Here is a 12,324-nt window from a genome sequence, read left to right as displayed (position 1 = left end):
CGCCATGACCCATGCATTTCTGCAAGTCCAGGGCCTGGGCAAACGCTATCCCGGGCGCAATGGGCAGCCCCAAGCGCCGGTGTTCGAGAACATCGACTTCGATATCGAACAGGGCCAGTTCGTCTGCGTCATCGGCCATTCCGGCTGCGGCAAAACCACCATCCTGAATGTGCTGGCCGGCATCGACGACACCAATGAAGGCGTCGTCATCATGGACGGCCGCCAGATCTCTGGCCCGTCGCTGGAACGCGGCGTGGTGTTCCAGGCACACGCATTGCTGCCCTGGCTGACGGCGCTGCAAAACGTGGAATTCGGCGTGCGCTCGCGTTGGCCCGCGTACAGCCGCGATCAGGTCCGCGAACACAGCATGCGTTACCTGGACATGGTGGGCCTGGCGCATGCGGCCGCCAAGAAGCCCAGCGAATTGTCGGGCGGCATGAAGCAGCGCGTGGGCATCGCCCGCGCCTTCGCCATCCAGCCCAAGATGCTATTGCTGGACGAGCCCTTCGGCGCGCTGGACGCGCTGACGCGCGGCACCATCCAGGACGAGCTGCGCGCCATCGTGCAGCAGACCCGCCAGACCGTATTCATGATCACGCACGATGTGGACGAAGCCATCTTGCTGTCGGACCGCATCCTGCTCATGAGCGCGGGCCCCTATGCCCGCATTGCCGAGTCCGTCAGCGTGGACCTGCCGCGCGACCGGACGCGCGCCAGCCTGCACCACGAACCCCGCTACTACGACATCCGTAACCATCTCGTCGACTTCCTGGTCGACAAGGCATCCCATAAGGAGTGAACCCCATCATGATGTCCCGCGCTGAAGTGACCGAACTGGTCGTTACCCGCAAGCTGGAAAAAAAGCTGTCCTGGACCGCCATCGCCGACGCCGTCGGCCAAAGCAAAGAATGGACCACCGCCGCGCTGCTGGGCCAGATGACGCTGACCGAGGAACAGGCGCTGGCCGCGGCCCGCATCCTGGACCTGCCCGACGACGCCGTGGTGCAGTTGCAAGTGGTGCCCTACAAGGGCTCGCTGCCTAGCACCGTGCCCACCGACCCGCTGATCTACCGCTTCTATGAACTGATCAACGTCTACGGCACGACGTTCAAGGCGCTGATCAACGAAGAATTCGGCGACGGCATCATGAGCGCCATCGACTTCAAGATGGACCTGTCGCGCGAAGCCGACCCGAAGGGCGACCGCGTGCAGATCGTGATGAGCGGCAAATTCCTGCCGTACAAGACGTATTAAGGGATTGCGCCGCAGCGTTGCTGGGTAGCGGGCTGCGGCTGTGGCTGCGGCAGGGCTTGGGCCTGGGCTCGCGGCTGCGGCTGCGGCTTGGCGACTGAGCCCCGGCTTGGGCGCCAGGGGTCGGCGTACCGCCTACCCTTCCGCCGCCTACCCTTCCACCGCCTACCCCTCCACCGCCAGCTCTTCCCAGCCCAGCTCGCGCGTGCGCTGTAGCGCGGCCGTGACCTCGTCGGCCGCCTCGCGCACCGCGTCCACCAGATCCAGCCCGGTCAACAGCCGGGCGGTGACGCTGGCCATGAACACGTCGCCGGTGCCGTGCACCGACGGCGGGATGGCGATTTCCGGATGCGTCACGACGCTGACCTTGTCCTGCGTCACCACCGCCAGCTGCAAGGTCCCGGGCGCCGCCGCCATCGGCGCCGCGCTGGTCACGACAATCCATGTCGGCCCCAGCGCCATCAGCTCGCGCGCCGCCGCCGCCACCTCGTCCAGCGTCGACAACGCCCGGCCCACCAACATTTCCAGTTCGAAATGGTTCGGCGTCATGCCGTCGGCCAAGGGCACCAGCAGGTCGCGGTATTGCGCGACCAGGCCCGCGTCCACATACAGCCCGTCATTGCGGTCGCCCATGACCGGGTCGATGTGCACGCGCACGTCCGGCCGCGCGGCGCGCAGGGCGGGCAGCCAGGCGGCAAGCAGATCCGCCTGCCCCGGCTGCCCCAGGTAGCCGCACACCACGGCGCGCGCCACGCGCGTCACGCCGCGTTCGTCCAGCCCTTTCAACAGGCCGGCGAACCAGTCCAGCGGCACCGCCCCGCCATGCAGCGTGGGATAGTGCGGCGTGTTGCTAAGAAGCACCGTCGGCACCGCGATGGCTCGCAGCCCGGCGCGACGAAAGATCGGCATGGCCGCGTTGTTGCCCACGTAGCCATAGACCACTTGGGACTGGATCGAAATAATGTCCACCTGCGCGGTGGTGGCAGGCAACGCTGCGCCGGCGGTAAGGGCAGCGGAGATGACGGTCATACGGCGGGCTCCTGACGGAACAAGGTTGCATGCGGCGTAGCGCCGGCTGTGCAACATTCTAGTCCCGCGCGGCGCCATCGACGGCAGCGGCCGATCCCTCCCGCGCTCCGCCCTGGCCGGCGGCGGCCAGCCAATCGGCGCCGTCGCGTATCGCTTTGGCCATGGCGCCCAGATGCGGCGCATAGGGATAGGCGGACGACGCGGTGACGCGGCACTGCCCCATGTCGGGATGCGCGGTATTAAGCAGGTATTGAAAGCCGCCGGACGTAGCCGGCACGCGCAGCAGCAAGGACTGGCCGCTGGCCGCCCACGCGTCGCCTATCGCGCGGGTGGCGCGCAGGTCCGTCTGCCCGGGCGCGGGCGCGTCGGCCACGCTGACCGAACGGCCGGGCGTGGTCACCGACAGCAGCTGATAGCCGCGCGGCAAGGCGTCGGGGTGCGTCACCTCGGCCAACACCAGCCGCGCCAACACCGCCGCCGCCGGGCTGGCCTCCAGCACGATGACCGGCACGCCCGCGCCATGCCAGCGGCCAGGCGGGCAGGCGCGCGGCTGTAGATCGCCGGCATTGCTCAAGCGCCACAGCATCATCATGGTCCGTTGCCTTCGTCGATATCGATCAGCCAGCTTTCGATGAACCCGGCATAGCGCCCGTGCTGGCACAGCAGCAACGGCACCCGGCCCAGCAGCCGGCGCTTGGGGCTGCGCAGCCAGCGCTGCCCCTCGTCCCGGCCGCCGAACACCAGCTCGGCCAGCCAGACCACCCGAAGCGCCCGATACAGCACCCGCAGGTCGGACACGTCCAGGCCGAATGCCAGGCCGGGCTCCGGTGGGCATAACGGCACCAGCGGAAACCAGCGCGCCAAGTCGTCCGGGAACGTCTGCCGCAACGCCTGCAACAGCGGGGCAGCGCCCTGCAACGTAGACGGTGCGCGCGTCGTGCCCAGGGCCTGCGTCAGCCGCCAGTCCAACGCCAGCGTGACGCCGTGGTCAGCTGCTGACGCAGCGCCGGGCGGCGCGTGGATCACCGTGCTTGCCGGCGCATCGTCCACGGCAACCGGCCGCTTACGGAGCGCGGGCGACGGAGGCCGGGCCGGGCGTTGCCGCCGTGCTTTGCTCCAATGCGGCGTTGAGTGCCGCGCCATCGATGCTGACGGTTCCGGCATTCAGCAAGCCCTCCATATAGGCCCGCGCGGCCAGTTCCTGACGTTGGCTGCGCAGCGCGGCGCGCAGTTGCTGGCTGACCTGGTCGAACGGCGTCACGCCCGCCGGTTGCAACGCCGTCAGCTTCAAAATGTGAAAGCCGGCCGCCGACTGCACCGGCGCCGACACATCGCCCGCCTTCATCTGCTGGACCACCGGACGCATTTCCGGCGTCAATTGCGCAAGGGGCACGAAGCCGATGTCACCGCCTTGCGCGCGCGTGGTCTCGTCTCGGGAATTGGCCTGCGCCAGCGCCGCGAAGTCGGCCTTGGGCGCCTGGGCGCGGCGGACCAGGTCCTGCGCCTGCTTGCGCGCAGCGGCAACGGCGTCGGCATCGCCCAGCGGCGCGGGCAGGAAGATCTGGCTGACGTGGTACTGCCCGGGCACGGCCAGCTGCGGCTTGGCGCGTTCGTACGCCGCTTGCAGGTCGGCGTTGGTGGGGTAGCCGTCCGGCGCGCGGCTGACCGACTCCAGATAGCTTTGCATCACGATGCGTTCCTCGGCCGCCTGCACCGCACGGCGGATTTCCGGCTGATCCTGCCAGCCCTGCGCGCGCGCCTGCTCGATCAGCGCCTTCTCTGCCAGCCGGGCACGCAGCCATTGCTCGAGCCCCGCCCGGTTGTCCTGCAACTGCTGGCGCGCTTGCGGCGGCAAGGCCTGCAATTGCCGCAGCAGCTCATCGCGATCCACGCGTACGGCGCCCAGCGTCGCGATGGCCGTGGCCGGTTGGGGCTGGGGCGAGTTTGCTTGCGGCTTGGCGGTGGCGTTGGCGGATGGCGTGGCGGTGGCTGCCGTGGCGGCGAGCGTTCGGGCCTTCGCCGAGCCGGGTGCGGGAGCGGGGGCCGAGGCCGATGCGGCGGCTGCAGCCGTGGGCGACGCCTCGCTGCTTTGCGCATCCTTGCCGCGCATCAACGCGACGGCGCCCGCCAGCACGGCGATCAGCAACACTGCCGCCGTGACGCGCAGCGGTTTGTTGGCGGTCAGGGTCTGGTTCATGGTTCTATCCCTTCAGGCAATCCACGTTACGCAGTCGCCAACGAGTCGGCCGGCGTTTCCAACGCATTGACGTCCCCCTGCGGCGACGCATTGGCGCGCAGGAACAGCAGGAACTCTTGCAGCAAGCGGTCCCACAATTCCGTCGTGGCGCGCAGATACGATTCCGACACGCCGCCCGCCACGATCACGTCCAGCTCCAGCACCAGGAACACGCCTTGCACCGTCAGCCGGGCAAAGCGCTTTTCCACGTTCCAGCGCTCTGCCAGGCCGGCGGGCACGTCGCCCTGCACGCGCAGCGCGCAGCTCAGCGTGTAGTCCAGAAAATGCCCGTCCTCTTGGGCGGGGTTGCCCATGCGGGCGGCAAAACCCACGCCCTGGCTGGCGCTTAGCAACTGCACCATGCCGTTCTGCTCGGACAGCGTGACGCGGTAGCCCACGGATTGCAGCAACGCTTGCAGGCGTTCGGCATCGACATCAAGAATCAAGCTGGTTTCGGTCATTCTTAGGGTCCTGAAAAATGGGGAAGCAATCGGAGGAAGCAATTCGGGCAAGCAAGGCTACGGGCGCGACGTTGCAGCGGCTTGACTGCCAGCCACCTGCGCGTCGTACAGCTGATCGCCATAGGCCTGTGCCTGCTCTTCGAACTGCACGCGGGCCTTGCCGGCAAAGGGCTGCTTGATGGCGAGGATGTCGCCCGTGCTGATGCCTTCGTAGGCGTTCAGAATGTCTTTGCCTGCCTCGTACATCTGGCGGTTCTTGGCCACGCAGGTCTTGATGTCTGCATCGCGCAGCGCCACCGTGCGGGCCAGCGCGGCGCGCTCCGCTTCCTTGGCGCGCGACAAGGTCAAGAGCTCGTCGTACGCGCCCTTGAACTTGCCCAGCTGTGCCTGGCTGGCCGCGACTTGCGACTGCGCGGCTTGCGCCACGGCGTCCTGTTGCCCGGCCAGCTTTTCGGCCTGGCCACGGGTCTTGGCCAACTGCGCGCGCAGCGACTCCAGTTCTTTCTGCGCCGCGTCGCGTTGCGTTTCCGCCGCCGTCTTGGCCGCGTTGATCTGCGCCTGCTCGCTTTGCAGCTGCTGTAGCTGCTGCGTGGTGCTGCGCAGCTGCGCGCGCAGGCGCTCTTCCATGCTTTCGGCCCGCGCGCCGCCCGCCACGCTCAAGCCGGCCGCGCACAAGGCCACGGCCGCCGCCAAGCGCCGCCCGCGTCCCGTCGTGGCCGCGTGGCGGGATTCATCCCAAACGGTATGCATGTCCATGGCCTTAGAACCTGGCGTTGATTTCAAACTGCATCGTGTCGATGGCCAAGGGCGGACCGTAGATCTCCTTGGTGCTCATCCAGCGGAACACGCCATACACGTTCTTTTCGAACGCGTAGCCCGCCCCGATGTAGTAGCCGCGCGCGTTGGTGCCGCCCTGGTGGAACGACGAATCGTTGTAGGCGTCGGGCAGCGCGTCCGGCTGGATGTACTTGTAGCCAACAAAGGCCAGCCAATCGCCCTTGTCCTTCAGGTCATACGAGCGCCCCAGCGTGGCTTGCAGCATCCAGGCATTGGGGCCGCTTTCGATATCGCCGTTGTCGCCGAAGTTATTGACGATGTAGCCTTGCGAGCGGCTTGCCATCTTGCTCTTGCTGTAGGCCAGGTTACGGATGTAGTTACCGTTCAGGCGCAGGCCCAGGCCGTCGAACACGCGCGTGTCCCAACGCAGGTTCAGGTCCAGCAGATCGAACTTGGACGCCAGGCCCACGTATTGCGGCTGCGGCGTGTCGGCCGGGTTCAGCGGGTTGGGCGCGATGTTGCGCAGCAGGAACAGCGTGTTGCCCTTTTGCATGAACGCCGGGCGCGACCAGTCGGTGTCGCAGCTTTCAGCACCCGCCCACGGCGAACATGAACTGGATCGCTTGCCCGCGATGTTGTCGAAGTGGTAGTAGGCCAACGCGCCGCGCAGGCTGTTCTGGTTGTTGATCTTCCAGTCTGCGCCCACCTGCCCGCCCAGCAGCCATTTGTTTTCCGTTTCGCCTTCGCTCATCGACGATGAGCTCCAGCCGTTGTTCGCGTATTCCGTCGCGAACGCGCCCAGCGTGCCGAACAGCGTCACGTCGCGGCCTTGCAGCGGCTGCTTGAAGATGGCGGCGATACCGTCAAAGTTCAGATCGTTGGAGAACAGCGTATCGGTCGATTCGAACGGGTTGGCGATGCGCCCGCCGGTCACCGTGGCCCACTTGGCCGGGCGATAGGTCAGGTAGGCCTGGTCCAGCCAGATGTCCTTCTTGCCCATGCCGCCGCCCAGCGTCTGCGACGTGGATACCGGGCTGTCGTCGCTGCCGGTGGCCAGGCGGATGCCGGCCGTCCAGGCCTCGGAGATTTCCGCGCGCACGCCCAGGCGGGCGCGGATGCGCAACTGGTTGCGGCGGTCTTCGCGCGTGTTCAGCATGGGCGGATAGCCGCCGTTGGTGTTGGGGTTGACGTCGTACGGCCCATTGGCGTTCAGCTTGGCAAAGTCAGTGATTTCATTGCTGTTGCCGCCGTTGTACAGGCGCGATTCATCGCGCACCCGCACGTCGCCTTCCACCGTGATGCGCGATACCCAATCCGGAAACGTATTGGGTTGCGCCCAGTTTTCTTCCTTGGCCTGCACCATGACTTCCGCCTTGACCTCGTCGCGAATCTGATCGCGCACGGTCTGGGGAATGTAGGGCACGCGCACATCGCCGGCCTGCGCGACGGCGGCGCCCCGGTCGGGCGTGGCCTGGCGGGCCGCCTTGGCTTCGGCTTCCGCCTGCGCGACCAGCGCATTGGCCTGTTCGGGCTTGAGCACGCCTTGCTGCACCAGCAGGCGGATCAGGTTGATGGTGGCGTTCTCGGACGGCGCGGGCGCGCTGTGCGCCGGCAGGCAGGCGGCACCCGCCACGGCCAGCGCCAGCGATGCCGCCAACCGGTTCAAAGGGAACTTCATGCTGTTGTCACTCCAGGATCAATTCAATTTGGGACATCAAGACGGGCGGCGGCCAGTCAGCGACGCGCGGATGGGCATGTTGGCCGAGGCCGGCGGGCGCTCGTCCAGCCCAGGCACCGCGCGCAAGGCGGCGATCACGCGCGCATCGACGTCGGCATCGCCGCTGCCGCGCGTCAATTCCACGCGGGTGATCTGGCCGGCTGCCGTCAGCCAGATGTTGGCTTGCAGGCGGAAGGTCAGGTTGCGGGTGCGTTCGTCTTCGCGCAGGATCTTTTGCAGCGCATAGGCCAGGTACTGGCTGTAGGTGGCGTTGCCCGCGCGGCCACCGCCGCCGCCCGACATGCCCTTGCCCTGCCCCGCGCCGATGTTGAAGGCGTCGCTGCCGGCTTGCGCATCGCCGTCGATCTGCATCGGGTTGGCCAGGTCGTCGGCCGGACGCGGCGGCGCCTCGTCCTGCGGCTTGGGCGGTTCGGGCGTGGGCTGCGGCTCGGGCTCGGGCGTGGCCACGGGCTCTTCCTTGGGTGGCTCGGTTTCCGGCGGCTTCTCGGGTTCGGGTGGCGGCGGCGGCGGCGGGGGCAGCGGGATGATGGCGGTGACCTTGGGCGCATCGCGCCGGACACCGGACATATCGTTGGCCCAGCGCCAAAGCGCATAGGCCGCCACGACGGCCGCCACCGCCACGGCCGCCAGCTTCAGCCAGCGGCGCGCCGGATGCGGCCCGCGCAAGGGATCGGATGCGTGTTGCGACATGACGTGGTTCCCGGCCCTATTGCGGCTTGCCGGTAACCAGGCCGACCTGCGCAAGCTCCAGGCGACGCAGCAGGTCCAGCACTTCCACCACCTTCTGGTACTGCACGGCGGCGTCGCCGCGCACAATCACCGGGAAGTCGGGGTTCAGTGCTTTCTCGGTACGCAGCCGGTCTTCCAGTTCGGGCAAGGTGACGGGGTAGGCGTCCAGGAACACCTGGCCGGCGTCGTTGACGGAAATCGCCTTGGTCTTGGGCTGCGACAACGCCATGGTGGAACTGGCCTTGGGCAGGTTGACCTTGATGCCGGCGATCTGCGCGGTGGCGGTCAGGATGAACATGACCAGCACAACCATCAGCACATCGACCAGCGGCGTGATGTTGATGCCGTCGACGGGCGCGTCGTCATCATCGTCCTGGGAAGTGGATACGGAAGCCATGCTGTGCTCCTTACGCGTGGGCGGGCGCGGGCTGCGCCTCGCGCATGGCGGGGTGGCCGGGGGCAGGCGCGCGCGGGGCGGTGTGATGCGCCGCTTCCTGCGCCTGGGTCTCGCCGTGCACTTCGGCCAGGCGCGTGATGAATTCGTCGACGAACACGCGCATGTCGGCGCTGACTTCCTTGTTGCGCGACACCAGGCGGTTGTAGCCAAACAGCGCGGGGATGGCCACGAACAGGCCCATCGCGGTGGCCAGCAAGGCGGCCGCCATGCCGGGGGCAATGGCGTTGATGTTCACGTCGCCCGCCATTGCCGTGCCCAGGAACACGACCATGATGCCCAGCACCGTGCCCAACAGGCCGATGTAGGGGCCGCCCGCGATGGCGTTGGACAAGGAACCCAGCTTGGAACCCAGCGCCAGGTTTTCCTTGGTGCGCACGGCGTCCATCGAGGCGCGAATGGCTTCGATGGTGGCGGCCGAAATCGACGTCGTGTCGGCGCCCTGCGCGCGGCGCGTGCGGATTTCGTTGATGGCTACGCGGTACAAGCGCCACAGCGAGGCGTTCGCCAGGCGTTGCGCCAAGGCGTTGTCATCGGCCAGCAATTCCAGCCGTTGGCCGACCGTGGCGAAGCTGTCGCGAAACACCTCGTTGGCGGCGGCCACGCGCGCCACGTTGCGGCTTTTCTTGAACATGATGATCCAGGACTGCACCATCATCAGCACCAGCACGCCGATGATGATCCAGGCGTCGATCGGCACGGCCTTGAGCAGAAAGCCCAGGCCGCCGAAACCGAAGCCCGACTGCTCTTCATCCGCGCCGTAAGCCACCAGGCGCGACTCGGCGCCTTGCGAGGCGGCGTCGGCGTGGATCAGCGCGGCGGGGCGCGCAACCTTGGACAGGCGCACTTCATCCATGGCGCCCACGAACGGGGCGTACACCGGACGCGGTGCGGCAGCAGGCGCGGCGGCGTCGGCGGAGGCCGCACCGCTGGCGGTATTCGCCGCGTTCGCGGCGTTCGCGGAGCTCGCGGAGTTCGTCGCCAGCGTGGCAGGCGTTGCCGACGTGGCCGACGCGGCGGAGGCGGCCGGCATCGGCACGTCGCCCCCCAGCGCGGCAGGCGTGGCCAGCGGCGGCAGGCTGGCGGCCAGCGACGCGGTGGCGCGGCCGTTCACGTACAGGTGCACCTGGCTGCCATCGGCCGTCACGGCAAGGTGCTGCCACGCGGCGGGCGTCAGCGGCTGGCCGGGCTGGCTGCGCTGGCCGTTCACTTCCACAAACGGCACGCCCTGGTTGATGCCGATCAGCAAGGCGTTGCCGGCATCGCGACGCGCATAGACCAGCTGTTCGCCGGCCGGTTGGTCGGCGCGCACCCAGGCGCTGAACGTGAACGCGCCCGCGGCCGGGATGGCCAGCGAGGGGCTGGCGGGCAGCATCAGCGGCGCGTTGCCCGTGAACTGCGCGGCGCGGCCTATCACGCCGTCGACCGCAGCGCCCGTCGGCGTCTGGCCGTGGTTGCTGTAGGCGGTGGTGTCGCGCGGCGGCGCACCGGCCGCGCCGTCAAAGTGATAGACCAGCGTGTAGTTCGGGTCGAAGCTCAGTTGCCCATTGGCGGACGCGGGCGCCTTCTGGTTGCCGTAGTACATCCAGATGTCCTGGCGTTGGCCGTCCGCAAGTTCCGGCACGTCCACCCACACCAGCGCCATGCCCAGCAAGGGGTCGAACGATTCCAGCTGGTGGTTCAGCACGGTCTGATCGTCGGCCGCCACGAAGCGGATGTCGGCGCCCTTCTCGTTGATGCCGTCAAAGGTGAAGTTGCCCGTATGCAGGCGCACCAGCAGCGGCGTGCGGCCGGCGGGGCCGCCCAGCGGCAGGCCCTGCGCGGTGCTGTCAACGGTGATTTGCTTGCGGTACTGCCAATCCGGTTGCCACCAGGCGTTGGCGGCCGACGGCAAGACGCCGGCCAGCACGGTTAGCAGGAGCATCAATAGGCGTTGCATGAGTAAGACTCCGGGATGGAAAAGTGGCGTGCGCTCAGAAGCTGGCGCGCACGCTGAAGTTCAGGCGGGGATCGTGTTTGCGGGTATTGGGGCCGTCTTTCAGCGGATAGCCCCAGTCCAGCGAGCCCGACAGCCAATCGATCATTTGCAGGCGCGTGCCCAGGCCTACGCTGGCCAGCGAATAGCGCGAATCCTGCTCAGGCAGCGGGTCGCGCAAGCGCAGGCTGGCCGCGTCGGCAAAAGCGTAGAAGCGCCATTCGTTGACGTTCGCGCCCAGCCAGCGCGCCAGCGACGGCGTGCGCCATTCCAGCGACGCCAGGATGCCGTCGTCACCCGTGCGTTCGGCCGCCAGGTACCCGCGCACGCTGGTCGCGCCGCCCGCCGAGAATTGTTCGTTGGACACCAATGCACCCGAGGCCAGCTGGAACGATCCGCGCAGGCCCAGCTGCCAGTCGCCAAACAGGTTTTGCGTGTGCGTGCCGTCGCCGCGCACCAGGGCAAAGCTGGGGTTGGCCTGATAGCGCTTGTCGTCGAATTCCTTCCAGTCGCTGCCCTGGTTGAAGAAGGAACCGCTGGCGCCGACCAGCGACAAGCCCAGGCTGCTTTGCGAGGACTCGCTGTAGCGGTAGCCGTTGTAGGCCAGCGTGAACGGCAGGTACTTGATGGGAATCTGGTCTTCGTTGGCGCCAAAGCGGGTGGACTCGTCGAACTTCTTGTAGTCCAGGCCGAGGGACAGGGAATTGCTCCAGTCGCCTTGCGGGTCCATCGTGTAGATCGCCGACAAGCCGAACGAATAGCCCTTGCCCAGCACGTTGGTGCCGCCGATGGTGGCCACGTTGCTGTCGCTTTTGTAGCCGGAGAATTGCAAGGCCCAGCGCGGCGCCAGCGGCATCGAATACGAACCCGACCACACCTTGGCGTTGTCCGTATCCTGCGGCGCGGTAAAGAACGTCAGGCTGACGGAATGGCCCAACTGCCACAGGTTGTCATAGCCCAGCGAGGCCGTGCTGCGCAGGCGCGAGGTATCCGCGCTGTAGTCGTTGTTCAAGCCGACGCTGGCATGCCAGGGGCTTTTGTCTTCCACCTTCAGGTCCACGTCCATCGTGCCCGGCAAGCGCCCTTCCTTGACCAGCGGCACCACCTGACGGCCGGCGCCCTTGTTCAGCCCGGTCAGCTCGGCCTGCGCCTGGTTGAAGTTGGGCACCTGCCCTTCCTGCAACGCGGGGACCTCGTCGCGAATGGTCAGCGGCGAATAGTGCTGCGCGCCCACCACGCGCACGCGGCCGATCTTGGTTTCGGACACTTGCAGGAAGACGATGCCATCGGCCACCTGCTGCTCGGGCAGGTCCACATAGACGGACTGGTAGCCCTGTTCCTGATAAATCGTCTGCAAGGCTTCGCGCGCCGATTCAATATCGGCCAGCGTGCGGTCAGGCCCAAGATAGGGATAGACGGCGCGCTCGATGTCGCGCGCTTGCAGCACGGTGTTGCCGCGCACGATGTATTCGTTGATGTTGACGCGGCGCTCGGCGCCCGTGGGCGCGTCCTGCGCCAGGGCGCCGTTCATGGCAATGGCCAAGGCAAACGCATGCGGCGCACGGCGCAATATGGCGCGCAACGCGCTACCCCTACTTTCGAAATCATGCATGACGATGCACTCAGTTCCTTGTGTGAAAACCGGTCGGTGCCGGCCGCTACCGTGCAGCGCTA

Annotated in this window: 13 protein-coding genes; 2 read left to right on the top strand and 11 right to left on the bottom strand. The window is 67.3% G+C overall.

Annotated features, from left to right (window positions below; all coding sequences use genetic code 11):
• Positions 1 to 4: 4 nt before the first annotated feature.
• Together YH64_RS14100 and cynS are read left to right on the top strand one after the other, a co-directional pair.
• Positions 5 to 799 (top strand): ABC transporter ATP-binding protein, encoded by a 795-nt coding sequence (locus tag YH64_RS14100; RefSeq protein WP_046804852.1) that lies wholly within the window; start codon positions 5 to 7, stop codon positions 797 to 799.
• An 11-nt stretch (positions 800 to 810) separates the two neighbouring features.
• A complete protein-coding gene (cynS, locus tag YH64_RS14095; protein WP_046804914.1) occupies positions 811 to 1,254 on the top strand; it encodes a cyanase in 444 nt (147 codons plus the stop codon).
• 162 nt (positions 1,255 to 1,416) lie between these two features.
• Here cynS and pdxK read toward each other — a convergent pair whose 3' ends face one another.
• The 11 genes from pdxK to YH64_RS14040 are packed head-to-tail and all read right to left on the bottom strand — an operon-like array spanning position 1,417 to position 12,262.
• Positions 1,417 to 2,280 carry a pyridoxine/pyridoxal/pyridoxamine kinase gene (gene pdxK, locus YH64_RS14090; protein WP_046804851.1) on the bottom strand — a complete coding sequence of 288 codons (864 nt, stop codon included), beginning with the start codon at positions 2,278 to 2,280 and terminating at the stop codon, positions 1,417 to 1,419.
• Between the two features lie 58 nt (positions 2,281 to 2,338).
• On the bottom strand, positions 2,339 to 2,872 hold the full coding sequence (locus YH64_RS14085; RefSeq protein ID WP_046804850.1) for an RES family NAD+ phosphorylase: 534 nt from the start codon (positions 2,870 to 2,872) through the stop codon (positions 2,339 to 2,341).
• Positions 2,869 to 3,330 carry an antitoxin Xre/MbcA/ParS toxin-binding domain-containing protein gene (locus YH64_RS14080; protein ID WP_223264850.1) on the bottom strand — a complete coding sequence of 154 codons (462 nt, stop codon included), beginning with the start codon at positions 3,328 to 3,330 and terminating at the stop codon, positions 2,869 to 2,871. Before YH64_RS14080 ends, YH64_RS14085 begins: the two co-directional genes overlap by 4 nt.
• Positions 3,331 to 3,343: 13 nt before the next feature.
• A complete protein-coding gene (locus tag YH64_RS14075) occupies positions 3,344 to 4,477 on the bottom strand; it encodes a peptidylprolyl isomerase (protein WP_046804848.1) in 1,134 nt (377 codons plus the stop codon).
• 26 nt (positions 4,478 to 4,503) lie between these two features.
• Positions 4,504 to 4,977, bottom strand: a complete 474-nt coding sequence (locus YH64_RS14070) for a YbjN domain-containing protein (protein WP_104144094.1) — start codon at positions 4,975 to 4,977, stop codon at positions 4,504 to 4,506.
• Between the two features lie 57 nt (positions 4,978 to 5,034).
• Positions 5,035 to 5,727 (bottom strand): DNA repair protein, encoded by a 693-nt coding sequence (locus YH64_RS14065; protein WP_255444441.1) that lies wholly within the window; start codon positions 5,725 to 5,727, stop codon positions 5,035 to 5,037.
• A 10-nt stretch (positions 5,728 to 5,737) separates the two neighbouring features.
• Entirely contained in the window at positions 5,738 to 7,432 is a 1,695-nt protein-coding gene (locus tag YH64_RS14060) for a putative porin (RefSeq protein WP_046804846.1), read from the bottom strand.
• Between the two features lie 36 nt (positions 7,433 to 7,468).
• Complete coding sequence (locus YH64_RS14055) at positions 7,469 to 8,182, bottom strand: TonB C-terminal domain-containing protein (protein WP_046804845.1); 714 nt, start codon at positions 8,180 to 8,182, stop codon at positions 7,469 to 7,471.
• 16 nt (positions 8,183 to 8,198) lie between these two features.
• Positions 8,199 to 8,618 carry a biopolymer transporter ExbD gene (locus YH64_RS14050; RefSeq protein ID WP_046804844.1) on the bottom strand — a complete coding sequence of 140 codons (420 nt, stop codon included), beginning with the start codon at positions 8,616 to 8,618 and terminating at the stop codon, positions 8,199 to 8,201.
• Positions 8,619 to 8,628: 10 nt separating this feature from the next.
• Positions 8,629 to 10,614 carry a DUF2341 domain-containing protein gene (locus YH64_RS14045; RefSeq protein ID WP_046804843.1) on the bottom strand — a complete coding sequence of 662 codons (1,986 nt, stop codon included), beginning with the start codon at positions 10,612 to 10,614 and terminating at the stop codon, positions 8,629 to 8,631.
• A 34-nt stretch (positions 10,615 to 10,648) separates the two neighbouring features.
• Positions 10,649 to 12,262 carry a ShlB/FhaC/HecB family hemolysin secretion/activation protein gene (locus tag YH64_RS14040; RefSeq protein ID WP_046804842.1) on the bottom strand — a complete coding sequence of 538 codons (1,614 nt, stop codon included), beginning with the start codon at positions 12,260 to 12,262 and terminating at the stop codon, positions 10,649 to 10,651.
• Positions 12,263 to 12,324 lie beyond the last annotated feature (62 nt).

This window comes from Achromobacter sp. LC458, from assembly GCF_001005835.2.
Taxonomy (GTDB): domain Bacteria; phylum Pseudomonadota; class Gammaproteobacteria; order Burkholderiales; family Burkholderiaceae_B; genus Achromobacter; species Achromobacter spanius_B.
The sequence above is the reverse complement of the archived record's forward strand: the minus strand, read 5'-3'. Positions and strand labels throughout refer to the sequence as shown.

Coding starts and splice junctions, on each gene's coding strand:
- YH64_RS14100 (WP_046804852.1), top strand. CDS start 5: ATGACCCATGCATTTCTGCAAGTCCAGGGCCTGGGCAAACGCTATCCC.
- cynS (WP_046804914.1), top strand. CDS start 811: ATGTCCCGCGCTGAAGTGACCGAACTGGTCGTTACCCGCAAGCTGGAA.
- pdxK (WP_046804851.1), bottom strand. CDS start 2,280: ATGACCGTCATCTCCGCTGCCCTTACCGCCGGCGCAGCGTTGCCTGCC.
- YH64_RS14085 (WP_046804850.1), bottom strand. CDS start 2,872: ATGATGATGCTGTGGCGCTTGAGCAATGCCGGCGATCTACAGCCGCGC.
- YH64_RS14075 (WP_046804848.1), bottom strand. CDS start 4,477: ATGAACCAGACCCTGACCGCCAACAAACCGCTGCGCGTCACGGCGGCA.
- YH64_RS14070 (WP_104144094.1), bottom strand. CDS start 4,977: ATGACCGAAACCAGCTTGATTCTTGATGTCGATGCCGAACGCCTGCAA.
- YH64_RS14065 (WP_255444441.1), bottom strand. CDS start 5,727: ATGCATACCGTTTGGGATGAATCCCGCCACGCGGCCACGACGGGACGC.
- YH64_RS14060 (WP_046804846.1), bottom strand. CDS start 7,432: ATGAAGTTCCCTTTGAACCGGTTGGCGGCATCGCTGGCGCTGGCCGTG.
- YH64_RS14055 (WP_046804845.1), bottom strand. CDS start 8,182: ATGTCGCAACACGCATCCGATCCCTTGCGCGGGCCGCATCCGGCGCGC.
- YH64_RS14050 (WP_046804844.1), bottom strand. CDS start 8,618: ATGGCTTCCGTATCCACTTCCCAGGACGATGATGACGACGCGCCCGTC.
- YH64_RS14045 (WP_046804843.1), bottom strand. CDS start 10,614: ATGCAACGCCTATTGATGCTCCTGCTAACCGTGCTGGCCGGCGTCTTG.
- YH64_RS14040 (WP_046804842.1), bottom strand. CDS start 12,262: ATGCATGATTTCGAAAGTAGGGGTAGCGCGTTGCGCGCCATATTGCGC.